This is a genomic window from Cloacibacillus porcorum, from assembly GCF_001701045.1.
GTDB classification, from domain to species: Bacteria; Synergistota; Synergistia; order Synergistales; family Synergistaceae; genus Cloacibacillus; species Cloacibacillus porcorum.
Genome location: NZ_CP016757.1, coordinates 2,029,364 through 2,051,793 on the forward strand (window position 1 = coordinate 2,029,364; position 22,430 = coordinate 2,051,793).

The window sequence follows — 22,430 nt, forward strand, 5'->3', positions numbered from 1 at the left end:
GCCGCTGCGGGCGCAAATTTGACCTTAACCCACAGCCTCCATAACGGCGGCCTTCATCTCGCGGACATACCGCGCCACATGGGGCGCGGCCTCTTTGCCGTACCGCGCGCAGAGCTTGACGATGGCGCTGCCGACGATAGCGCCGTCGGCGGCGGCGGCCATCGCACGCGCCTGCTCCGGGGTCGAAATGCCGAAGCCGACGGCGCAGGGGATATCCTTCTCCCTCTTCACCAGCCGCACCATCGCGCCGACGTCGGTCGTTATCTCACCCCTGACGCCGGTGACGCCGAGCGACGACACGCAGTAGACGAAGCCCTCCGCGGCGCGCGCGATCATCGCAGCGCGGTCGTTGGAGGTCGGCGCGATGAGCGAGACCAGCTCCAGCCCGCCTGAGCGGCAGGGCGCGGAGAACTCCTCCTTCTCCTCAAAGGGCACGTCCGGCAGTATCAGCCCGTCGACGCCCGCCGAAGCGGCGGCCTTCACAAACCTCTCCGTCCCGTAGGAATAGACCACGTTGGCGTAGGTCATAAACACCAGAGGCACGGAAATCTTCGCGCGGAGGCGGCGCGCCATCGCGAAAATCTTATCGGTGGTCACCCCTCCCGCAAGCGCGCGCACATTGGCCGCCTGGATCACCGGCCCCTCGGCGGTCGGATCGGAAAAGGGAATGCCGAGTTCGATAATATCCGCGCCCGCCTCCGCCATCGCGCAGACGATATTTTCCGTGGTCTCCAGATCAGGGTCGCCGCAGGTGATAAATGGGATGAAGGCCTTGCCGGAGCCAAACGCCTCTCTTAACCTACTCATGGATATCCTCCCCTCTGTAACGGGCGATCGCCGCGCAGTCCTTGTCGCCGCGGCCCGACAGGTTGATGACGATTATCTGATCGCCGCCCATCAGCGGGGCGATCTTCCGCGCGTGGGCGACGGCATGGGCGCTCTCAATGGCGGGAATGACGCCCTCCATACGCGAAAGATACTCAAAGGCCTCAACGGCCTCCGCGTCGGTGACGGGCACATATTCGGCGCGTCCCGTATCATGCAGATGCGCGTGCTCCGGACCGATGCCCGGATAATCGAGCCCCGCCGAGATGGAATAGACCGGCGCGATCTGCCCGTACTCATCCTGGCAGAAGTACGACTTCATGCCGTGGAAGATGCCGAGCCTGCCGGTGGCGATCGTCGCCGCCGTCTCCGGCGTATCCGCGCCGCGCCCCGCCGCCTCGCAGCCGATGAGACGCACGGAGGTGTCTGGGATAAAATGATAAAAGGCCCCGATCGCGTTTGAGCCGCCGCCGACGCAGGCCAGTACGACATTCGGCAGTCTGCCCTCCGCCGCCAGCAGTTGCTCCTTTATCTCCCTGGAGATCACCGACTGGAAATCGCGCACGATCGTCGGGAACGGGTGCGGCCCCATACATGAACCGAGAACATAATGCGTATCGCTGATACGGCTCGTCCATTCGCGCATCGTCTCGCTCACCGCGTCCTTGAGCGTGCCGGTGCCGCTCTCGACGGCGTGGACCTTCGCCCCCAGCAGCCGCATACGGTAGACATTGAGCGCCTGCCGTTCAGTATCCTCGCGTCCCATAAAGACCTCGCACTCAAGCCCCATCAGCGCCGCGGCGGTGGCCGTCGCGACGCCGTGCTGTCCGGCCCCGGTCTCGGCGATGACGCGTTTTTTACCCATACGCTGCGCGAGCAGCACCTGCCCCAGCACGTTGTTTATCTTATGCGCGCCGGTATGGTTCAGATCCTCGCGCTTGAGATATATCTTCGCGCCGCCGAGGTCGGCGGTCATGCGCCGCGCGAAATAGAGCCGCGAGGGGCGTCCCGCGTAGTCGTTGAGCAGCGCCGTCAGCTCCCGGTTGAAATCCTCGTCGTCCTTATAGCGATTATAGGCCTCTTCCAATTCAATGACGGCGTTCATCAGCGTTTCGGGAATATACTGCCCGCCGTGGACGCCAAACCGTCCCTTATCCATTACGAATACCTCCTCACCGCGGCCACCGCCGCCTCTATCTTCACGGGGTCCTTGACCCCCTCCGTCTCCACGCCGCTGCTCATATCCACCGCGAAGGGGCGCAGCCGCTCCAAAGCGTCGGAGATATTTTCCGCCCCCAGCCCGCCGGCGAGAAAAAACGGCCTCTTGAAACCCTCCGCCAGCCGCCAGTCGAACCGCTCCCCCGTGCCGCCTCCGCTGTCCAGCAGCACATAGTCCGCCAAACTCTCCGCGGCGCGTTCCGCGTCCGCGGGCGACGCCACGCGGAAGGCCTGTATCAGCGTTCCCGCCGTGAGGCGGCGCAGCTCCTTAATATAGGAAGCATCCTCCGCGCCGTGCAGCTGCGCGGCGGCGATCACACCCTCGTTGAGCAGCCGCGCCACTGCGGACTGGCTTTCGTCGACAAACACCCCCACGGGGACGATGCCAGGGTTCAAACGGGCCGCAAGTTCGCGCGCCCGCTGCGGCGTCACATTGCGGCGGCTCCTGGGCACATTAATGACGAAGCCGCAGTAATCGGGGACGTACCTGTTTACATAGTCAACATCGCAGGGGCGCGTTAGCCCGCATATTTTGATCCTCGTCATTGGCCGCCGCCCCGCAGCTCGGCGAGCATCGCGCGCCTGTCCGCGGCGCGCATCAGCTTTTCGCCGATAAGCACCGCGTCGACGCCGTGCCGCCGCAGCCTTTCAATATCACCGGCGCTCTCGATGCCGCTTTCGGAGACAAAGAGAATCTCCGGCGGCACCAGCGAACGCAGACGGCAGCTGACCTCCATATCCACCTGAAAGCTCCTGAGATCGCGGTTATTGACGCCGACGACCCTCGCTCCGGCCAACAGAGCCCGCTCCACCTCGGCCTCGTCATGCGCCTCGACGAGCGCCGAAAGGCCAAGCTCCCCGGCGAGCTGCGCGAAAGAACGCAGCTGCGCGTCGTCGAGGAGGGCGCAGATCAGCAGCACCGCCGAGGCTCCGAGCGCCCGCGCCGCGCAGACCATATACTCGTTCACGACAAAATCCTTGCGTAAAACGGGGATCGATATCTCCGCCGCTATCTCGCTCAGATAGCGGTCCTCACCCTTGAACCAGTACGGCTCCGTGAGACAGGAGACCGCCGCCGCGCCCGCCGCCTGATAGTCGCGCGCGATATCAAGATAGGGAAAATCGGCGGCGATGAGCCCCTTAGAGGGAGAGGCCCGCTTTACCTCGCAGATGAAGGATATATCGCCGCCCTTCAGCGCCCGTTCAAAGGCAAAGGGCTCGCACTCTTTGGCGGCCGCCTCCGCCCGTCGTTTTACCTCGGAGAGAGGCAGCCGGGCCTTCTCCTCCGCTACACGCAGCTTCGTGCGCCCGGCGATCTCCGCAAGTATATTCACCTGCTGCTCTCCGCGATAAATTCTTCGAGCTTCTTCAGCGCCGCGCCGGAATCCAGCAGCTCCTCGGCCATCCGCACGCCCGCCTCCATCGTTTCGGCCCTGCCGCCGATATAAAGCGCCGCGCCCGCGTTGAGACAGACCGCCTGCCGTTTCGCGCCGCGCTCACTGCCGGCGAGAATCGCCCTTGTGATAGCCGCGTTCTCCTCCGGAGTGCCGCCGGTCAGCTCGGATTTGTCGCAGCGCTGATAGCCAAAGCGCTCCGGCGTTATCTCGTAAGACTGGAACCAGCCCTCTTTTATCTCGCAGACCGACGTCGGCGCGCTCATCGAAATCTCGTCGAGCCGGTCCTGCCCGTATACCACCATGCCCCTGACGACGCCCAAGCGGGACATCACCTGCGCGAGCGGCTCCACCAGCGCCTCCTCGTAGACCCCCATCAGCTCGCGGTTCGCCCCGGCGGGATTGGTGAGCGGGCCGAGAATGTTGAATACGGTGCGGATACTGAGCTCCTTGCGGATTGGCGCGACATACTTCATCGCGATATGATAATTCTGGGCGAAGAGGAAGCAGATATTTATCTCCCTCAGCAGCCGCGCGCTCTCCTCCGGCGCAAGGGTGATCTTCACCCCGAGCGCCTCGAGGACGTCCGCCGCGCCACACTTCGAAGAGGCGGCGCGGCTGCCGTGTTTGGCGACCGGCACGCCGCCGGCGGCGATCACCATCGCCGAGGTCGTCGATATATTGAAAGAGTTGGCGTTGTCGCCCCCCGTACCGACTATCTCCAGCACATCCATGTCGTGCAGCAGTTTGACGCAGTGCTGGCGCATCCCCGCCGCCGAGCCGGTGATCTCCTCCGTCGTCTCGCCCTTGAGCGAAAGCGCCGTCAGATAGGCCGCCGTCTGGACCTGGCTCGTCTTTCCGTCCATGATCTCGTTCATCACGTCCTGCGCCTCGGAATAACTCAGGTCCTCCTTTTTTGAGAGCCTTATTATCGCCTCTTTAATCATCTCTACTACCTCCTGATCCATTCAAAAAATTTTTCATCCGGTCCTTCCGGGGATAAAAAAAACGTCCCCGGCAGAATAATAATCTGCCAAGGACGGGTAAAATTCCCGCGGTGCCACCTTGCTTCACGGCATATGCGCGCTCTTTGCGAGATACAATCATATCTCCGGCAACTGACGTATGCCCTCACGTCGCGGAATACTCGGCCCGAAGCCTTTCCCCGCGCCCTCAGTGGTCCATTTGCCTGACTGCGTTCCATCCGGTTCTCAGCATCCCGGACTCTCTGTAAGTGCACGACAGACGTTATCTCCACGTCAACGGTTTGTCATATTCAACTGTTGGTTAGTATATGCCAAAATCTATATCTGTCAATAGTCGCGGAGATTCCCTCACATCTCCCCTTCGAGCACCGGCGCGAGGCTGTAGACACTCGCTCCCACAGTCGAAAGGTTATGCAGCAGCGCCGAGAGGGCGGGAGAGATGAAGCCCCCGAGTCCGAGCAGCAGCAGCATAGTATTCGTGCCGACGATGAAGCAGTAGTTCCGGTTTATCTTCCGCATCGTCCCCCGGCTGATACGCCGCGCGTCAATCAGCGCGCCGAGGCCGTTTTCCAGCAATACGACGTTGGCCACCTCCTGCGCGATGTCCGCGCCGCTCCTCATGGAGACACCGACGCTGGCGGCGGAGAGGGCCGGCGAATCGTTGACGCCGTCCCCCACCATAATGACCACGCGCCGCTTTTCCACGAGAGCCCTGACGTATTTGGCCTTGTCGACTGGCAGCATCTCCGAACGCAGCTCGCTGATGCCGAGCTGCGCCGCCGTGTTTTCCGCCGCCCTACGGCTGTCGCCGGTGAGCATGACGAGATGTTCCAGCCCTTCGGCGCGCAGCGCGGATACGACTTCGCGGGCCTCCCCGCGCAGAGGGTCGGCGATGCAGATGATGCCCGCCAGCTTCGCGCCGACGGCGAGGTACAGGAGCGAGTAGTGCGCGCACTCCTCCACGATGATCTTTTCATCCTCTTCGGAGAGGCCGATCCCCTCGTCCTCAAAGACAAAGTGGGCGCTACCGATGATGACCCGCTCCCCGCGCAGACTCGAAGCGATGCCGTGCGCGACGGCATATTCCACATCGGCGTGCTCCTCCGCGTGACGCAACTCGTCCTCCTCCGCGCGGCGGACGACCGCCTTCGCGATGGAATGCGGGAAATGCTCCTCAAGGCAGGCGGAGAGCCGCAGCACGTCTTCGCCGCGGAAGCCGTTGAGCGCGATGACTTTGGCGACGCGCGGCTCGGCCACGGTCAGAGTCCCCGTCTTATCAAAGACGACGGTGTCGGCGTCGGAGAGCGCCTCGATATATTTCCCACCCTTTATCAGCACGCCGCGCCGGATACCCTCGCGCATCGAGGCGAGGATGGCGAGCGGCGTCGCGAGCTTGATGGCGCAGGAATAGTCCACCATCAGCGCCGAGGAGGCGCGCACCGGGTTTCGGGTAACAAGATAGATGAGCCCCGCAAGCATGAAGTTGAAGGGAACTATGGAGTCGGCGAGGTGTTCGGCGCGTCCCTGCACTGAGGCCTTGCGGCTCTCGGACTCTTCGACCACCTCGATGATCTTGCTGATGCGGGTGGAATTTCCGAGGGCGGTGGTCTCCACGACGATCATGCCCTCCTCCACCGCCGTGCCGGCGTAGACGCTCGCGCCCTTTTTCCTCACGACGCCGAGCGGTTCGCCCGTCATCGAGGACTGGTTCACCACCGCCTCGCCCTCGTCCACCCTGCCGTCCACCGGAATGACGCTGCCCGCGCGGACGACGACCAGATCGCCTACGGCGAGGTCGGCGAAGGCCGTTTCCACGTCGCCGCCGCCGCGCCGTACCCATACTGTGTCGACGCGCAGCGCGAGGCTCTGCGCGAGATCCTCTTTAGACTTCCGCTGCGTCCAGCTTTCGAGAAGGTCGCCGAGCGAGATCAGCGTCATTATGATCCCCGCTGAGACAAAATCGCCGCGCAGGATCGCGCTCACGATCGCCGAGGCATCCAGTACGGAGACGTCGAGCTTGCGGACGACCAGCAGAGAGTGCAGTCCCCGGCGAACAAAGGATGAGGCGCGGCAGATATTTACCGTCTTGCGCAAAGGACTTGGAAGCATGAGGCGAAAGACGAAACGAGCGGCCATCGCCACCAGGCTCGTTTTTAGGCTATCCTGCGGCGCGCCGCCGCGAAGCCCCTCCAGCTTCTCGTCGTCATAGTAGTCTTCAGTGAGCAACGCCGCCGCGGAAAGAACGTTCTCCCGCTGCGGCGCTTCAAAATATATAAGGATGCTCCCAGTCAGATAGGCCGCCCTGACCCTCTTCACGCCCCGCTGCGATTCCAGCAGCGCCTCCACCGCGGGCGCGTTCTTTTTTGAAAAAGTTCCCTTGGGCGTGCGCAGGCGGATACGTCCGGGCAATTCGTGGGCTATGACAAATTCCATAAAAGATTCCTCACAATTCCAGGTCCGCATTCCGAAAAAATGCGGACCCTTCAAAAAATCATCGCTCTGTTGAAATGGGCGTTATTTTTCCTCTTCCATGCAGCACTTTGCCTCGGCGATGGTATCCGCCACAGATTCCTTCGTCCTCTCAGCCGCCGCCGCGACTTTTTCCTGGAGTTCCATGCCCTTCGCCAGAGCTTTGACGGCAGCCTTCTTCGCCTTGCCGTTCTTCACCATCGCATAGGCCCCGGCGCCGACGATCAGTCCGGCGGCAAATACCAGGCAGCGTTCACATTCGATTCTCATATTAACAACCTCCCTATTAGTTAGCCGTAGCTAATTAGCTATAGCTAATTATACATCTTTTTAAGGGCAATGCAATTAATTTGTTAAAATATGGTAAAAAGGGGTAATAATTATAGGCGGCGTTGTAAACTGAATAGGTCTACGGAAAGAATCAGGCCGCGGAGAATGTAAAGGGGAGTGAATAGTTAATGAATTATATATGTTCCCGCTGCGGGAAAAAGAGCGATACGGCGACGCTTAAAGCCGGATGCGAATGCGGCGGCCTCTGGAAGCTCGATTACAAACCGCCGAAGTTCGACCTAGATAAAGTCGACCAAAGAGAATGGAGCCTCTTCCGTTACCGCGCCTTTATGCCGCCCGAGGGCGAAGTGTGGCGCGATATCACGCTCGGAGAGGGCATGACGCCCGTTACGCGCTTTAACGACGACATTCTCCTGAAAATGGATTACGAGATGCCGACGCTGTCATTCAAGGACCGCGGCGCGGCGGTCCTCATCTCCCACTGCAAAACTATCGGGGTGGAGCATATCGTGCAGGATTCAAGCGGTAACGCGGGAAACAGCGTCGCCGCCTACGCCGCCAGAGCGGGCATCTCCTGCGAGATATTCGTTCCAGAGGGCACCTCGCCGAAAAAGATCGCGATGATACGCGCCCACGGAGCGACCTGTACGATCGTCCCCGGCTCGCGCGACCACTGCGCCGCGGTATGCAGGGAGAAGGCTTCGCAGGAGGGAAACTATTACGCGAGCCATGTCTATAATCCCTTCTTTTACGAGGGCACCAAGACATATATCTACGAGGTCTATGAACAGCTGGGAAGGATTCCCGCGAATATCATCGTCCCCGTGGGAAACGGCACGCTCTTCCTCGGCGTCATGAAGGGGCTGGAGGAGCTGGCGGAGGCCGGGCTTATCGAGAGGTTCCCGCAGGTGATCGCCGTGCAGAGCGAACGCTGCGCGCCGCTGCTGGAAGCGGTAAAAAATTCGCTGCGCGAACCGGCGAAGGTGTCGCCGCAAAAAACGCTCGCGGAGGGCATAGCGATCGGCGAGCCGATGCGCGGCAGGGAGATACTCGAATATGTCTACCGTCACGGGGTAAAGATGGTCTCCGCGCCGGAGGAAAAGATACTGGAGGCGCGGGGGCTGCTAGCCGCCAAGGGTATCTACTGCGAACACACCACCGCCGCGAACCTCGCGGGCTATATGGCCTGCGCGGAGATGTACGGCGTTCCCCAGGACTGCCTCATCCCGATCTGCGGCGCGGGGCTGAAATCTGACCATTAAATAATCCCCTTCAACCGCCGTATTGGGCGAACGGACGGAGAGATATAAAAAACAGAAGGGGAAGATCCTCATGTCAGAGATCTTCCCCCTCTGTGCGGTTTATGGCCGGCATGGTAGCCATAAAACTTTATCAACTGCCGCCGTGCGGGCGGACGGTCAACTTCTTAAAATTTAGCGAAGCGCGCTCCAAATTCCTCGCACTGCTTTATCCCCTCGTCGTCGGGGGTAAGGTTGATGATGAGGCCGGTTTCAAAGAGCAGGCAGCCGTCGCCGCGCATCCGCCCCTCCCAGTTTCTCATCCATTCGCCGTCGCCCCAGCCATAGGAGCCGAAGAGCGCCACCTTTTCCCCCGCGAGTCCGTGCTCTATTGATGAGAGAAAAGGCTCGAACTCACACTCCTCAAGAACTTCCGCGCCCATAGAGGGACAGCCGAGAGCGAGTTTTTCATAATCGTTCACGCTTTTACTGCCGAATTCGGAGACGCTGAAGACATCCGCCCCAACATTCTCCGATGATATTCCTCTGGCTATGGCCTTCGCCATCGCCTCTGTATTTCCACCCGCACTCCAGTAGATCACTGCGATTTTACCCATTGTTCTTCCGCCTTTCCTTTTATCTGTGGACTCATTTAATTGAAGGAGGGCACCGCCGTCAGCAGCTGCACCATCTCATGACCGGCATCTATCTTTTTGCAGAAATAATCCGTACACCTTTTATAACGTTCAAAGAGCGCCAGGGCTCTCTCGCTGTCGCCGTAGACCTTCCAGGTACCGCATGCCTTACAGCCGTCCCCCCCGTTTTCAATGAAGCCCCGGACATCCTCGAGAGGATAATCGAGAAAGACTCCTATCTCATGGGGAAACTCGCCGCAGAGGGTGAGACGGTTCTTCAAAACGGCAAGTTTTTCAGCGACGCTGGAACCGGCGGCGTAGCCATAACCCTCAAGGAAACATTCGGCCTCCGGCGTGAACGCCCTGCCGAGCATCTCCTCGCGGTAGACGAAGATCAGGGCATACCTCTCGCACCGGCAGAGAATTTCCATGCTGATGCCGTAGGGAGCGAGGCGCGAACGCGCGGCGTCTATCAGGCCGTCCGCCATATCTTCCCGCGTGTGGTGCCACGTAAAGAGATTAGCCGCCTTTATCCCCGCCAAAGTAGGCGCGCAGTGAAAGGCGATAAGCGACTCCAAAGAGTTTTTCACCATAAGCCACACATCCCTTCATCCGCATTTGTTAGCATTAGCTAACCAACGTACATATAATACATTAGCATAGGCTAACTTGTCAACTATGAAATTCATCGAATATACTATTTGCTGAACAAATGAAACTATTGACTGTGAGGCGCAGAGATGATATGGAACTGTTAAGGATAAAGACTGATAAAGACGAAAGATTCCGCGCGGCGATGGAGCTGTACGAGGAAAGCTTCCCGCTGCATGAGCGGCGTACCGCGGAGAGCCAGAGCGCCGCCCTAGCCGATGAGGATTATCATTTCAATCTCATCTTCGACGGTGATATCTTTCTCGGACTGCTTCTCTGCTGGGAGACGAGGGGTTTCGTCTATGTGGAGCACTTCTGTATTCTGCCGGAGCTGAGAGGCAAAAACTATGGCGCGAAAGCGCTGGAATTACTTTCGCGCGGCGGCAAAGGCGTGATTTTGGAGATCGACCCTCTGGTGGATGATATCTCCGTACGCAGAAAGAACTTTTATGAGAGGGCCGGTTACCGCACCAATGGCTTTGAACACGTACACCCTCCGTACAGGAGAGGTTTTAACGGACACCGGCTCGTTATAATGTCCTCGCCCGCCCCGCTGTCGGAGGAGGAATATAAAATTTTCGCCCGTTATCTCTCCGAGACGGTGATGAGGGACGAGCCCCGCGGCTGACGTGGGCTTATGAAGGACACCAAGGACATTACAGATGGTCGGAGGAGGCAAACTTAAACGTTAAATTGCGGCTTAACTTCTGCCCTATCGATGATAAACAGCGTTTTTTCTTAAAGCCTTCCTCTCTGAGGAAGGTGGATCGCCGCCGCTTTTGCGGCGAGACGGAAGGAGTGTTGCTCTGTATGGCGCGGAAACCGCGCCATACAGAGCCCGCGGCAAAAGCCGCGGAAGAACATAAGGTCAACACTCCCTCAGTCTCGGCGAAAAAACATCGCCGAGCCAGCTCCCTCAGAGAGGGCGCCTCTAAGGGCAAAGTCAAAAGCTAACCACAATTTATATTATTTCTGGTTCCTGCTAATGCGTTTGCCTATGAAGGAGGCCGCCCGCTGAACACCGAACACAGCCTCCGCGGGCGGCTGTGCTCCTTACAGCTCGAATGTGCCGACCACCGCCGTGTGGTCGGAGGGTCTCTCCATCGCGCGAAGGGAGCGTTCCACCCTCACGCCCCGGCAGAGGGCGGCGGCGCTTTGGGTCCCAAGAATGTGGTCTATACGCCAGCCGATATTCCGCGCCAGCGAATCTTTTACGCGGTAGTCCCAGAAGGTGTATTCACCCTCGCCCCGAAGGTGCTCGCGGAAGATGTCCACCAGCCCCCACTCCATCGCCTTCGCGAGCGCCTCTTTCACATCCTGGTGAAAACAGACGTGGTCCTTTTTATTTTTCGGATTGGTCACGTCGATGTCGGTCGGCGCGACGTTCAGGTCGCCAAGCCAGACCACTCTGTCGGATGGACTGCACTTTTTTTCCAGCAGCTTCCGCACCCGTCCAATGAAACGAAGTTTGTAGGGATAGTCTGGATTGTCTATCTCTTTGCCCTGCGGTATGTAGGTGTTCAGCACCGTGAGCCCTCCGAAACGGACGCGCGCCACGCGCGCCATCTCCGATTCGCCGCGTCCCTCTTCGCCCTCGTCGCACAGTCCGAACTCGTATTCATCCGGCTTCGCGCGCGAGACGACGGCAACGCCGTTGTAGCTCTTCATTCCCTTGAATACGGAGTGGTATCCCCGCTCCTCGAAGAAGGCCGCGGGAAATTCTTCGTCGCGGCATTTGGTCTCCTGCAGGCAGAGGATATCCGGGGCTCCGTCGGAGGAGAGCCATGTATCGAGTATCGGCAGGCGGCTCTTTACCGAGTTCACGTTAAATGTCGCTATGTCTGTCTTTGGCATTGTCAGCACCTCATATCGGCTATTTTAGAATAATATTATACGGCACGCGGAGCGCCTCCGGAATAGCCTATTTTCATTTGTAATGATACTATTACCACGTATTTAATCCTTATTTTGAGGTGCGAAAAATGCCACAGACGGCGGCGGTTAAGGCAAAAGAATATCTTTCGCGGGACGCCCTTTCCCATATTGACATGCTGGAGGCGATCGACAGGGGCAGCGCGGATATCCTCTACGCGGAGCGCGGCGGCGTAATCCTCATCGAACGGGAGAGCCGAAGCTGCATGATCTCCGTAGACGAGATCAGTATATGCGAGGAGCTGCCCTCTCTCGGCAATTATCCGCAGTACGCGGCGCACCAAAGGGATGTGGCGGCATATATCACGCAGGGACGGAGTTTTCCACATTCTCTCACCGTCTGCCAGGCCGCCTATCTGGAGGAAGAGCCGCCCCGCGCTTTGGAGGCCGATATCCGGCCACTGACAGAGGAGCAGGAGGAAACTGTCTTTCACAGCTACGAGGCGATGGACGATCCGGCGTATATCAGGGAACTGATCTCCCGCGGACAGATGTGGGGCCTCTTTAAGGACGGCCTCTTGGCGGGCTTCATCGGCGAACACCTCGAGGGCAGTATGGGGCTGTTGGAGGTCCTTCCCGAGCACAGAGGGCGCGGATACGGATACGCGCTGGAATCGTTTCTCATAGGGCGCACGCTGGCACGGGGAAGTATCCCCTTCTGCCAGGTCGTGACCGGCAACCGCCCCTCGCTGGCGCTGCAGAGAAAGCTGGGGATGGCGATTTCTAAAGGAAAGACATACTGGCTGTTTAACTGAAAAGGACAAAAAATACGCCCGGCAGTTCACGGCGCTCCGCCGCAGGCTGCCAGGCGTTGGGGTACGCCGCCTTAGGCGGCGCGTCCTCCAGCTTAGACGACTTTTTTATTCAAGTTATGGCATATACCGTCAATCAGTCAGTTTATAGACCAACATAAGCTCAGCCAGGAGCTCTATTCCAAGGTCAGCCTTTCTCGCGGCGGAATAGCTGAATTCCACGTGGTCTTCCTGTCCGCCCTTTGTCGGGATGGAATCCGCGCTGACCTGCATTGTCATGCCGCGGAGTTTTGCAAGCAGCTGTGCCGCGCGCGGATTCTCTCCGCATAGTTCCACAATATCAAGGGCCATCTCGGCGATGATTACGTTGAGAAGATCCATCACGTACCCCACCTGCGTGTTGCTGCAATTACAGCCCATAACCGCTTCGAAGGTGCCGTCTTCGAGTTCGAAGAGATTGGGGTTGTCACAGGTGATATTGTTTTCAAAATCAAGTATGCCGCGTATAAAATCTACAGTCTCTTCACATGCCGCAAGTTTGTCACGGCTCACCTTGCCGGCGGCTGCTTTGCGGTATCTTTCGAAAAGCTTCTGGAACCTGATGAAGGAGACTACGGCGATGCTCTGGCTCATCGTCGATCCGTTCATCTGCGCCAAAACTTCCTTGCATTCCAGGACAAAGGTCTCCGCCATTCCCGCCGCCTTATATGCCTCCGAGGCTGGGACTACTTTACCATCCACAATGGCTCCCGCTCCAGGAAGTCCGGCTACGGCCATGATGTTCTGCGCTATCGGCGCCAGGTCACTGAGCCCCGTGGAGCCGTCACCGTAGACGGCGGGCGATATGCCGTTATTAAACATATCAAGCAGGCGCTCGATCAGCGAAACGCGCACCGCCGAAAACGCGCGGCAGAGGATGTTGGCGCGCAGCAGAAGTTCCGCGCGCGTAACCTCGGCCGGCAGATAATCGCCGAATCCCGCGCCGTGAACGTAGGGCAGGCTCTTGTTCCATTCAATGTGCTTGTCGGGCGGTACCGGCACGTCTTTTAAAGCGCCGAGGCCGGTGTTGATGCCATATATCGTCGGCGCTCCCTCTTTAAGCCATTCGTCTATCTGAGCGCGGCTCTTTTCGCAGCGCGCGCGGGCTTCATCTGAAATTTTTACCTGAGGATGCTCATCGCTCAGCATCTTCTCAACGTCGTCAACTGTCAGCGTGTAGCCGTCCAATACATACGTTCCCACAATAACACCCTCCTACTTCAATGTTCCGATAGCGGCTTCCACCGCGCTGAGGATCGTTCCGTCAGCCGTCAGCCCTTCCGCCGTGATCATATCCGGCGCGACGAACCTGTTTTCGTCCATCATGGAAATTTTTCCGCGCAGACATTTGTGCGCCGCCGCTGTACCCGCGCCGCAGGTAAATTCCGGGATCTTCGCGTTCACTATGTCGAGCGCCTGCGCCGACATCAGTATCTCCACAGCCATCACGCGGTTCAGCTTTTTAATGAGTTCAAACTGTTTGCTCACTGAATAATAGGCCAGGGGCCCGTCCGTCCTCTTTATCGCCGCCGCCGGCAGCGCCAGAAGTTTCAGCTCCGCAGTCTCGGCGGCCTGAGTCGACTGTATGATGGGGAAGCCATAGTTGATACCCAGTTCATCGGGAACGAGGTTCATCGGCAGCCCGTACGAGAGGCGGGTGTCGCAGAGACGGAAGCTGCGGCGCTCGCTGGTGTGGGCCAGATCCGCCAGCGCCGTCGCGAGCGCGTCCATAGCGTATTCCGTCCGATAAAGCTCATGCGCACGGCCATCCCAATCTTTGACGACCTGCTCCACGCACCAGTGGAAAATATCGCGCACGCCGCCGTGGGTCTGCGGCGTCGCGCGCACGCAGATAGCGTCCTGCACCCTTGGCTTTTTGTCGTATCCGAAGGCGTAGCGTCCCTCGTCTGTGGTAAGTTTGGAGCCGGCCGTGATGCGGCGCACGTTCTCCGCCGATTCGATCTGTCCTGGATATGGACGTCCCAATTCATGGAGCCTCTTGTCAAAGGCTCCAAGCTCTCCGCGAATGGCTTCAAGATTCATCGATACCGCGATATCGGCGGTCTTAATGGCACGCCCCGCAATGGCGCAGATATACAGCGCCATCCCAAGTGTGACGCAGTTGCTTTTTTTGATAAAATCCCTTTCTGCTTCAGGAAGTTTTCCAACTTCTTCCAACGCTTCGGCGAGGCTCTCCGCTACCGTCCCCTCATCCGCATCCTCGAATGACAGATCGGGCAGTTGTGAGCCGTTCATAAAATATTCGGCGGCTTTTTGAAGCTTAAGACAGCCGTTTTTCGCCGCACCCTTCGCTAAAAGTTCCATAATAACGGCGACGCAGCCTTCGGAAAGGGTTTCCCTCTTTGTGCAGCATTCCGTGTTGACGGCCGGTTCCCGCAGGCCGCCGCGGCGAACCTTCAGGATATCGTCGATCCACTGCAAGTTTTCCAACTTTTCGCACCTCCAAAAAATAATGTCCAGCCATATTATTTAGGCCCGCCCACCTTCCGCCATTTTCCGCGTGACAGACGTTTCAGCCTTGGTATGCGATATATTTTAAGAAGAGTCCATCTAAATTTTATAGAATTTTCATAAAAAACAGCGTTCCGTAAGACGCGCGGCGTAAATTTTTGACGCCGCGCAGACGTTCTGCCTACAGCCGCATTTACATCAAATGTCCATTCAAGATAAAATGAAAGCCATGAACGAAGCGGTAAAAAATAGGCCAAAGGAAACTCAGTGAAGGGAATTTTCGATGGACACGAGAGAGATCTGGATCAAAATGATGGGCATACCGAAGATCGACGTCAACGGCTCCGCGATCAGACTACCCTTCCGTCAGGCTGACGCGCTGATCTATTATCTCGCCGTCAACGGCTCCGCCACCAAGACAAAGCTTTGCGACATTCTCTGGGGGACTAAGTGCACTGAGGAAAACGCCAAAGCAAATCTGCGCAACACCATTTATATAATCAGAAAACAGCTGGGCACCGATTTCATCATAGAACCGGCGAGACAGACGGTGGCGCTGAATCGAGAACGCCGCGTAGCAAGCGACCTTCAAAGTTATATAGACGGCGAAGCGGCCTGTTGGGATGATTTTCTGCGTGATTTTTATCTGAAAGAAAATGAAGCGTTCAGCGACTGGGCGTCTATGACTGCACGGGAGATCAAAGAGAGCTACTGCCTGCGGGTCAGGGAGAGGGCGGCCGCCGCTTTCAGAGCGCATGATTTTGGCCTTTGCCGCTCTCTTTGCGGCTCGCTGCTCGGCGCTGATAAATACGACGAGTGCGGCTATCGTTATCTTATGCTTATGTTGGAAGAGGAAAAGAAAGGGAGGCAGGCGCTGAAGCTCTACGAAAAGCTAAAAGCGCTGCTTTGGGAAGAACTTTCGCAGGAGCCGGAACCACAGACGACACAGCTCGCGCGTAGGATAAAGAACCGTCCCGCCAACGCCACTGTATCCGTGGGTACCGCCGCCGGGCAGGAAAGTTTTTTTTATGGGCGGGAGACAGAGATAAACGGTATCTCGCGTACGCTGAGGCGCTTCATAGAAGGAGCGTCCGCCGCCAGCATAGTGGTAAAGGGCGAAATGGGAATCGGAAAGAGCGCGCTGATGGAACGCGCGCTGCTCAGCGCGGCGGGTGCGGCGGCGCTGATCTCCACGCGGTGCTATCAGGCCGAGGAGAACTTTCTGCTGAAACCGTGGCTCGACATTTTCGAACAGCTGCTGATCTCCGCGGCCAATGACGATACGGAAGAGGCTAAGACGCTGAGACTGGCGGTTGCATCGCTCTTCCCTGATCCCGATTCCGTCGTCGCGCCTAAAGACGAGCTCTTCACCTCGGGACGCGAATACTTTCTCATCAGGGCTCTGGTAAGGTACTGCGCGGACAAACGCCTGATCTTAAAAATAGACGACATCCAATGGGCCGACCAGGCGAGCCTCGCATTGATCCGCAGCATCGTCACCGTTGACAGGAACCGCGCCATCCTCTTCGTTATGGGGTGCCGAAACGACGCGCCGGCTGAGACGGAGAGCCTGACAAACGGCTTGAAACTTGCCGGTTTTTTGGAGGAGTATGAGCTGCCGCGGTTCACGCCCGCGCAGACCGTCGATTTTGCGAAGAGATTCCTGCCGCGCCATAAGATAGACGCCGCCTTTGAACGCGCGATCTTTCAGGAAACAGAGGGCAATCCGCTCTTCATAACTGAAATGCTGAATAACATCTCCCTCAGCGGCTCCTTTTCAGGCTTCACGCCGAAGCTCGGCGACGTCATCCGCCAGCGTATCCTCACCATTAACGGCAAGGCGCGCGATGCGCTGGAACTGATCTCCATGATGCCTGACGGCGCGGCCTTCGAGACGCTGACACGTATCTCTCAAATAGAACCCGCAGAGATGGCAGAGAACCTTGAACAGCTGATCGCGCGAAAGCTCATTCGTGAGGAGCCCTCCTCCGGCGGAGCCGTCCTGCGCTTCAGCCACCAGAAGATCAGGGAATATATCTATGAAAACATCCCTCTTTTCAGAAGGCGGCTGCTGCACGGAAAGACGGCTCTTTACTTTGAGAGCGCCCTGCCCGCCCAGGCTCACGGTGCCTTTATATTTCCAAAGCTTATCTATCACTTTGAAAAGAGCCTTCTCTTAAAAAAATATCTCGAGTACGTCATAAAGAACATCATCGGTTACCTGAATATGACGCAGGAATATTTCCCCACCGGCGGCGACTCCGCCCAGCCGCTGATCTTCAGCGGTAAAAACGGCGCCTCGGTGCTCAAGCTGAGCAACATCGAAAGTTACTTCCGCGGTGTAGAGCAAAAAATAACGGCAAACCCGGTACACTTTCAGAACGAAGAGGGACAGGCGCTGCTCTCGGAGTTCTATGTGCTCCAGGCCAGGCATTACACTCATAATCTCGGATATGACCGAGCCAGAGAATGTATCGCGAAGGTGCGGGAGCTCAACGGCCCCTGCGCGACGGCGGCTCAGCGCGGGTATATATTAAATGCCAATTATCATCTGAGCTCCATCTGCATGGACAGGATGGAGATACCGCTGCTGCTGCGGACTGCGGAGGAATCGACTCGGCTTTCCGCGGTGGACCGCGACAGAAACTGGCAGGCGGCCTGGCTCCGCATAAGCGGCATGTCGCGCGCCTTTGCGGGAGATTACGGAGAGGCGATCTGGCAGCTGGAAGAGGCGGCCGCGCTCTTTGACTCCTTCAACGATATAAATACGTACCGCTACTCCATCTGCGCCTGTTACGCCTGGCTCGGCGAGACGAAGCGCTGGCAGTTTGATTTTACGGCGGCGGACGCCTGGCATAGGCGTGCCCTGGAACTCATCCAGGCTGCGGAGCTGCGCGGAGGAGCGGCTATCTTTTATACGCTCTGCGCGCAGTCGCTGGCGGACGGGCGGCTTGCCGGGCTTGAGTGTGACGGCGAGCGGCTGCGCCGCGTCCTGAAAAGAGCGCGCTCGCTCTTCGATAAATTCCGCCTGCGCTGGTATCGCGGCGTGGCCTACGCCTATTCGGCTCTTGCCTCCTGCGAGAGCGGCGAATACGATAAAGCGGCGGAGTATCTCACGGAGGCGCGCGCATCCGCGGAGCGCCTCGACAACGATTACGAGCGCTGCGTTGCAGACCGCGCCGCGGCGCAGATCAAGGTACATCTTTTGCAAAAGGGGCCGGGCGCCGATACATTAGCCGCTCTGGTCGACAAAGACGTCTTCTTCTATAAGGAGAGGGCCCTAGCCGTAACGGAGCGGCTGTCGCTCCCCATAGAAAAAGCCTACCTCAAGCTGCTGTAAAACGGCGCTCTTTTTTATTATCTCGGACACTGACAGCACCTATAACTTCATCGTGGCGCTGGCATTTTCGCAGATGTTCAATCTGCTGTGCGAGAGGGCTGACAACGTGTTCGGCGGGCGGGAAAGCTACACCATCAAGGAGATTTCCGAAAACTGGCTGGGCAAGGCCACCATCTCCATGCAGACAGAGGGGCGCACAAGGGGGCAATCGGAGAGCTACAACCAAAACACCCAACGGCTGGGCCGGGAGCTTATGACCCCAGTAAACTTTCCTCCATGCCGGGGAACAAGTGTATTTTGCAGCTCCGGGGCCTGCCGCCGTTCCTTTCCCCCAAGTACGACCTAAAGCAGCACCCCAATCACAAGTACACCGCCTAGGCCAATAAGAAAAACGCCTTTGGCCTCGGCAAGCTAATAAACCGCCGTATGCGCCCCACCCCTAACGAGCAGTATGCGGCCTACGAAGTGGACAACTCCAGCCGAGCGCATGGGAGAGGACGGGGACATCCTCAATTATAACGACCTCGACGGTGTGGACGATACGACGTGACTTCGGGCCAATTTGGCCCGAAGTCATACCGGGTTTGGGGCTGGCCCCAACAAGTAGATTTTCGCAAAAAATCGCAACTATGGCCACAGTTGCCCTGCTTGCTAAGTGAAAAAAGAAGTGGCAGAGATGTATCAGATAGTTATAGCTCCGCATATTGTAACTATCATTATTGATATTAATAGTTACTTATGATATGATTATAAACAAGGGAAGGGGGTGAAGTTCAATCATGGAGTTATTGTGTCTGGATATAATTAACAGCAATCGTTTCGGGGAATATCTTGCAAAACCGGGAAGGGATATGTTGAATAATGCGAATTGGTTACACGTATTGGTGGATAAATGGAATTTAGATGTCAAATTTCCAATCCAGTCAAATGATTTAAAAATTTTGCAAGAGTTACGCGACAACATGCAACAGGCGGTAAAATACCTAAATCTTGATACAAAGCTGTGCGCTGAAGAATTGGTCAAGGTAAATTCAATATTGAAAAATACACCTTGCCAAATAAAGCTCGTGTATAAAGATGGAAATTTTGTATTACAAGATATACCTTTGTGTGACAGTTGGGCTAACGTGATTTGGAGTACCGCATATTCATTTGCGAAATTGATAAGCGAGTATGACATAACCCGTATAAAGATTTGCGAAAACAAAGATTGTGGTTGGATTTTTTATGATGAAAGTAAAAGCAGAACACGCCGCTGGTGCGACCACAAGATATGCGGTAATCTAATGAAAGTGCGCCGATACCGAGAGCGTCAAAAACAAACCGAACAATAACATAAGGAGAACATAGACATGAGACATCCTGAGGTAGATAAATTACTTTGTAGCTTAACGGAGAACGGTTACGACAGTTTGGCAAAAGAAATTGAACAAGAAATGGGCCTTCCGCTTGAGGCCGATGCAAAGCAGCGTGAAAACTGGATGCGTTGCACATTGAACAAATTGGATGCGAATATGAATGATGAAGCAGTCAAAAAAGTCCGCAAAGGCTGCGTTTGTTCGTTAAAAAAAGAAGTCAGAATACCCGGATACAAGGAGGTTTATGAACGGACAAAATCCAGAAAGGAACAATATCGGAAATTGTACTTAACTGCATCGTCTTTAGACGAGTTTGTTGCTGAACTAAAAAAACTTGAAGATAAACCGGGAAAGCCATCAGTGGAACTAATCAATGGAAAGATATATAAGTATTTTTACTCTTGTACTTGTCCTTTCCTAAACGACATCTCGCCTGTTGTTCCAAAGGCATGGTGTTATTGTACTCTGGGAAATAGTGAGGATACATTTTCTTACGCTTTGGGCAGAGAAGTACACGGTAATTTGATAGAGTCAATTAAAATGGGGGATAGCCGCTGCACAATTGAAATAGAGGTATAACAATCTCCCTTGTCCGGATATGATGGGAGCAACGCCATGAATAGCTTTAAATTGGTGCTATGCCCTGTTTGTGGAAGCAAAACACGGATAAAGGCAGATGATACGATACTTAAAAACTACCCTCTGTTTAGCCCAAAGTGTAGGTGCGAGGCACTTATCAATGTGAAACAATTAAATACTTCAATTATCACAGAGCCAGACGCTAAGACGCAGAGCCGATAGCCAACGAGAATGTATCTTGTGGTTGTCGGCTCTTTATTTATCAAAAGCAGATCGCTGTTTTTTAAAGACAGGTATGGGCGGTGTAATCTATACCCTTTTATAACATGGCGGTACTAAGAAGGTATCTCCGTGTTCATTTTACCTATCAGTACCACCAACGAGCTGGGCCGTTATGGAAACATAGCGGCTTGATGTAATTAGCTAACGGCAGACTTGTGGTCAAGGTGGAAAACGAGATTGAAAGTCTGCCGAACACACTGACAGGTGCAAACGCCGTGTTGCTGGCCTATGCGAACAGTAAGATTGAAGAGTTGGATGCCAAGCGGCAGCAGCTTATGAAAGAGCCTATGAAACAAACTCTGTAAATAAAGAAATCGCCCAAAAAGGCCTTCTGTGATAAATTAAAATTACTTACAGGAGGCCTTTAAAATGGCAAAAGATAAGAAGATTACTCACAAAGTTCAGATGACAGACGGGAAAAGAGATATCATCAGATACCTACTTCAGGAATACGATATCAAATCTGCAAAGGATATCCAGGATGCGCTGAAAGATCTTCTGGGGGGTACGATTAAAGAGATGATGGAGACTGAGATGGACGAACATCTCGGTTATAAGAAATCTCAGCGTTCAGAAGGCAGCGACTACCGCAACGGATACAAACAAAAGCATGTAAACTCAAGTTTTGGAGAGTTTTGCATAGACGTTCCTCAGGACAGGGAATCCAGCTTCGATCCTAAGATAGTAAGAAAGCGACAAAAAGATATTTCCGAGATAGACCAGAAAATAATATCTATGTACGCTAAAGGAATGACTACCCGTCAGATATCGGCAACGATACAGGATATTTACGGGTTCGACGTTTCAGAAGGCTTCATATCGGATGTGACTGACAAGATAATGCCGCAGATCGAAGAATGGCAGAACAGGGCACTCTCCGAAGTCTATCCCATTGTTTTTATAGATGCGATTCATTATTCTGTCAGGGAAGATAACGCTGTAAAGAAGCTCGCAGCCTATGTAATACTTGGAATCAACAGCAACGGTATAAAAGAAGTGCTTTGTCTGCAGGTGGGAGAAAATGAAAGCGCCAAATACTGGCTGACAGTCCTGAATTCCCTGAAGAACCGTGGTGTAAAGGATATCTTCATTCTCTGTGCAGACGGCCTTAGCGGAATGCGCGAAGCAGTAGAAAGTGCGTTCCCGCAGACTGAATACCAGCGCTGCCTTATACATCAGGTCAGGAGCACTATGAAATATGTGGTTGAAAAAGACCGCAAAGAATTTGCCGCAGACCTAAAAACAATATATCAAGCCCCGACGAGTCCCATGCGCTGGAAGCGAGGGAGCATGTTGCTGAGAAGTGGGGATTAAAATATGCAAATGCAGTGAAGGGGTGGGAGCGCAACTGGGATACGATCTCTCCGATATTTAAATTTTCTTGCCAGGTAAGAAAGGTCATTTACACGACAAACGCGATAGAAAGCCTTAATTCCACCTATCGCAGGCTCAACAGCCAAAGAAGCGTATTCCCCAGCGCAGGCGCCCTTCTGAAAGCCTTATATCTTGCTACTTTTGAAGCAACCAAGAAATGGAGTATGCCAGTTAGGAACTGGCGCAGTATCCTTGGTGAACTAGCTGTAATGTATGAAGGACGGATGCCTGAATAGGCTAAGAATAATAAAAAGCGGCCAGTGTTTGTATTGACACTGGCCACTTAATAGGTTGATAATTTTGTTATACAGGGATCGTTATTAGCCCTAGTTGTATTGGATTTCTCACAGAAGGTCCATATTTACAGAGTTTTTTTCACACGCCCTTATGAAATCCATATCAGACTTGACCGCCGAGGGCGTTTCTCCCGAACAGGCAAACCGCATTTCCGGCTATCTGGATAAATGGGAGCATATCAGCTTTAACGATAGGCGGCAAGTCGTTGATGGGCTTGTCTCCTGTATCAGAGCCACAAGTGACACCATACAGATTGAATGGAAAATCTGACGATTTATCCATCACATTTCATTCTATG

21 protein-coding genes and 1 pseudogene are annotated in these 22,430 nt (G+C 55.6%); 10 read left to right on the forward strand and 12 right to left on the reverse strand.

Annotated features, from left to right (window positions below):
- Window positions 1–24 precede the first annotated feature (24 nt).
- From trpA to BED41_RS09155, 7 genes are all read right to left on the reverse strand, one after another.
- Window positions 25–807: a tryptophan synthase subunit alpha gene (gene trpA, locus BED41_RS09125; RefSeq protein WP_174544911.1), complete on the reverse strand. Its 783-nt coding sequence runs from the start codon at window positions 805–807 to the stop codon at window positions 25–27.
- Entirely contained in the window at window positions 800–1,984 is a 1,185-nt protein-coding gene (gene trpB / locus BED41_RS09130) for a tryptophan synthase subunit beta (protein ID WP_066745083.1), read from the reverse strand. The genes trpA and trpB overlap by 8 nt, the downstream gene beginning before the upstream one ends.
- The gene (locus BED41_RS09135; RefSeq protein WP_066745087.1) at window positions 1,984–2,589 is read right to left on the reverse strand and encodes a phosphoribosylanthranilate isomerase; all 606 of its coding nucleotides are present in this window, start codon (window positions 2,587–2,589) and stop codon (window positions 1,984–1,986) included. Before BED41_RS09135 ends, trpB begins: the two co-directional genes overlap by 1 nt.
- A complete protein-coding gene (trpC, locus tag BED41_RS09140; RefSeq protein WP_066745089.1) occupies window positions 2,586–3,377 on the reverse strand; it encodes an indole-3-glycerol phosphate synthase TrpC in 792 nt (263 codons plus the stop codon). Before trpC ends, BED41_RS09135 begins: the two co-directional genes overlap by 4 nt.
- Complete coding sequence (gene trpD / locus BED41_RS09145) at window positions 3,374–4,384, reverse strand: anthranilate phosphoribosyltransferase (RefSeq protein WP_066745091.1); 1,011 nt, start codon at window positions 4,382–4,384, stop codon at window positions 3,374–3,376. Before trpD ends, trpC begins: the two co-directional genes overlap by 4 nt.
- A 387-nt stretch (window positions 4,385–4,771) precedes the next feature.
- A complete protein-coding gene (locus BED41_RS09150) occupies window positions 4,772–6,856 on the reverse strand; it encodes a heavy metal translocating P-type ATPase (protein ID WP_066745093.1) in 2,085 nt (694 codons plus the stop codon).
- Window positions 6,857–6,937: 81 nt separating this feature from the next.
- Window positions 6,938–7,162: a DUF1490 family protein gene (locus tag BED41_RS09155; protein WP_008712061.1), complete on the reverse strand. Its 225-nt coding sequence runs from the start codon at window positions 7,160–7,162 to the stop codon at window positions 6,938–6,940.
- A 188-nt stretch (window positions 7,163–7,350) separates the two neighbouring features.
- On the opposite strand from BED41_RS09155, the gene BED41_RS09160 reads away from it, so the two are divergent.
- Window positions 7,351–8,445 carry a threonine synthase gene (locus BED41_RS09160; protein ID WP_066745096.1) on the forward strand — a complete coding sequence of 365 codons (1,095 nt, stop codon included), beginning with the start codon at window positions 7,351–7,353 and terminating at the stop codon, window positions 8,443–8,445.
- 164 nt (window positions 8,446–8,609) lie between these two features.
- On the opposite strand, the gene BED41_RS09165 is transcribed toward BED41_RS09160, so the two are convergent.
- Entirely contained in the window at window positions 8,610–9,038 is a 429-nt protein-coding gene (locus tag BED41_RS09165) for a flavodoxin (protein ID WP_066745099.1), read from the reverse strand.
- A 35-nt stretch (window positions 9,039–9,073) separates the two neighbouring features.
- On the reverse strand, window positions 9,074–9,649 hold the full coding sequence (locus BED41_RS09170; RefSeq protein ID WP_066745102.1) for a DUF3793 family protein: 576 nt from the start codon (window positions 9,647–9,649) through the stop codon (window positions 9,074–9,076).
- Between the two features lie 152 nt (window positions 9,650–9,801).
- On the opposite strand from BED41_RS09170, the gene BED41_RS09175 reads away from it, so the two are divergent.
- Window positions 9,802–10,335 carry a GNAT family N-acetyltransferase gene (locus BED41_RS09175; protein ID WP_066745105.1) on the forward strand — a complete coding sequence of 178 codons (534 nt, stop codon included), beginning with the start codon at window positions 9,802–9,804 and terminating at the stop codon, window positions 10,333–10,335.
- 425 nt (window positions 10,336–10,760) lie between these two features.
- On the opposite strand, the gene xth is transcribed toward BED41_RS09175, so the two are convergent.
- Window positions 10,761–11,561, reverse strand: coding sequence for an exodeoxyribonuclease III (xth, locus tag BED41_RS09185; protein ID WP_066745111.1), 801 nt, complete (start codon window positions 11,559–11,561; stop codon window positions 10,761–10,763).
- A 128-nt stretch (window positions 11,562–11,689) separates the two neighbouring features.
- On the opposite strand from xth, the gene BED41_RS09190 reads away from it, so the two are divergent.
- The gene (locus BED41_RS09190) at window positions 11,690–12,394 is read left to right on the forward strand and encodes a GNAT family N-acetyltransferase (RefSeq protein WP_084002374.1); all 705 of its coding nucleotides are present in this window, start codon (window positions 11,690–11,692) and stop codon (window positions 12,392–12,394) included.
- Between the two features lie 129 nt (window positions 12,395–12,523).
- Here the strand turns inward: BED41_RS09190 and BED41_RS09195 are convergent, their stop codons facing one another.
- Together BED41_RS09195 and BED41_RS09200 are read right to left on the reverse strand one after the other, a co-directional pair.
- Entirely contained in the window at window positions 12,524–13,633 is a 1,110-nt protein-coding gene (locus BED41_RS09195; RefSeq protein ID WP_084002375.1) for an aromatic amino acid ammonia-lyase, read from the reverse strand.
- A 12-nt stretch (window positions 13,634–13,645) separates the two neighbouring features.
- Complete coding sequence (locus BED41_RS09200; RefSeq protein ID WP_066745121.1) at window positions 13,646–14,881, reverse strand: aromatic amino acid lyase; 1,236 nt, start codon at window positions 14,879–14,881, stop codon at window positions 13,646–13,648.
- A gap of 304 nt (window positions 14,882–15,185) precedes the next feature.
- On the opposite strand from BED41_RS09200, the gene BED41_RS09205 reads away from it, so the two are divergent.
- The 7 genes and pseudogenes from BED41_RS09205 (at window position 15,186) to BED41_RS09220 (ending at window position 22,071) form a co-directional block, all read left to right on the forward strand.
- Window positions 15,186–18,242 carry an ATP-binding protein gene (locus BED41_RS09205; protein ID WP_066745124.1) on the forward strand — a complete coding sequence of 1,019 codons (3,057 nt, stop codon included), beginning with the start codon at window positions 15,186–15,188 and terminating at the stop codon, window positions 18,240–18,242.
- A 73-nt stretch (window positions 18,243–18,315) separates the two neighbouring features.
- Window positions 18,316–18,588 carry a TraM recognition domain-containing protein gene (locus BED41_RS17010; protein ID WP_437177026.1) on the forward strand — a complete coding sequence of 91 codons (273 nt, stop codon included), beginning with the start codon at window positions 18,316–18,318 and terminating at the stop codon, window positions 18,586–18,588.
- A 433-nt stretch (window positions 18,589–19,021) separates the two neighbouring features.
- On the forward strand, window positions 19,022–19,576 hold the full coding sequence (locus tag BED41_RS09210) for a CGNR zinc finger domain-containing protein (protein WP_066745127.1): 555 nt from the start codon (window positions 19,022–19,024) through the stop codon (window positions 19,574–19,576).
- Between the two features lie 18 nt (window positions 19,577–19,594).
- Window positions 19,595–20,179, forward strand: coding sequence for a DUF6144 family protein (locus tag BED41_RS09215; RefSeq protein WP_066745135.1), 585 nt, complete (start codon window positions 19,595–19,597; stop codon window positions 20,177–20,179).
- A gap of 36 nt (window positions 20,180–20,215) precedes the next feature.
- Window positions 20,216–20,401, forward strand: coding sequence for a cysteine-rich KTR domain-containing protein (locus tag BED41_RS16165; RefSeq protein ID WP_084002376.1), 186 nt, complete (start codon window positions 20,216–20,218; stop codon window positions 20,399–20,401).
- Between the two features lie 224 nt (window positions 20,402–20,625).
- The gene (locus BED41_RS16465; RefSeq protein ID WP_157102314.1) at window positions 20,626–20,766 is read left to right on the forward strand and encodes a hypothetical protein; all 141 of its coding nucleotides are present in this window, start codon (window positions 20,626–20,628) and stop codon (window positions 20,764–20,766) included.
- A gap of 64 nt (window positions 20,767–20,830) precedes the next feature.
- Window positions 20,831–22,071, forward strand: a pseudogene (locus BED41_RS09220) (IS256 family transposase).
- Window positions 22,072–22,430: the final 359 nt, after the last annotated feature.

Coding starts and splice junctions, on each gene's coding strand:
- trpA (WP_174544911.1), bottom strand. CDS start 807: ATGAGTAGGTTAAGAGAGGCGTTTGGCTCCGGCAAGGCCTTCATCCCA.
- trpB (WP_066745083.1), bottom strand. CDS start 1,984: ATGGATAAGGGACGGTTTGGCGTCCACGGCGGGCAGTATATTCCCGAA.
- BED41_RS09135 (WP_066745087.1), bottom strand. CDS start 2,589: ATGACGAGGATCAAAATATGCGGGCTAACGCGCCCCTGCGATGTTGAC.
- trpD (WP_066745091.1), bottom strand. CDS start 4,384: ATGATTAAAGAGGCGATAATAAGGCTCTCAAAAAAGGAGGACCTGAGT.
- BED41_RS09150 (WP_066745093.1), bottom strand. CDS start 6,856: ATGGAATTTGTCATAGCCCACGAATTGCCCGGACGTATCCGCCTGCGC.
- BED41_RS09155 (WP_008712061.1), bottom strand. CDS start 7,162: ATGAGAATCGAATGTGAACGCTGCCTGGTATTTGCCGCCGGACTGATC.
- BED41_RS09160 (WP_066745096.1), top strand. CDS start 7,351: ATGAATTATATATGTTCCCGCTGCGGGAAAAAGAGCGATACGGCGACG.
- BED41_RS09165 (WP_066745099.1), bottom strand. CDS start 9,038: ATGGGTAAAATCGCAGTGATCTACTGGAGTGCGGGTGGAAATACAGAG.
- BED41_RS09170 (WP_066745102.1), bottom strand. CDS start 9,649: ATGGTGAAAAACTCTTTGGAGTCGCTTATCGCCTTTCACTGCGCGCCT.
- BED41_RS09175 (WP_066745105.1), top strand. CDS start 9,802: ATGGAACTGTTAAGGATAAAGACTGATAAAGACGAAAGATTCCGCGCG.
- xth (WP_066745111.1), bottom strand. CDS start 11,561: ATGCCAAAGACAGACATAGCGACATTTAACGTGAACTCGGTAAAGAGC.
- BED41_RS09190 (WP_084002374.1), top strand. CDS start 11,690: ATGCCACAGACGGCGGCGGTTAAGGCAAAAGAATATCTTTCGCGGGAC.
- BED41_RS09205 (WP_066745124.1), top strand. CDS start 15,186: ATGGACACGAGAGAGATCTGGATCAAAATGATGGGCATACCGAAGATC.
- BED41_RS17010 (WP_437177026.1), top strand. CDS start 18,316: ATGTTCAATCTGCTGTGCGAGAGGGCTGACAACGTGTTCGGCGGGCGG.
- BED41_RS09210 (WP_066745127.1), top strand. CDS start 19,022: ATGGAGTTATTGTGTCTGGATATAATTAACAGCAATCGTTTCGGGGAA.
- BED41_RS09215 (WP_066745135.1), top strand. CDS start 19,595: ATGAGACATCCTGAGGTAGATAAATTACTTTGTAGCTTAACGGAGAAC.
- BED41_RS16165 (WP_084002376.1), top strand. CDS start 20,216: ATGAATAGCTTTAAATTGGTGCTATGCCCTGTTTGTGGAAGCAAAACA.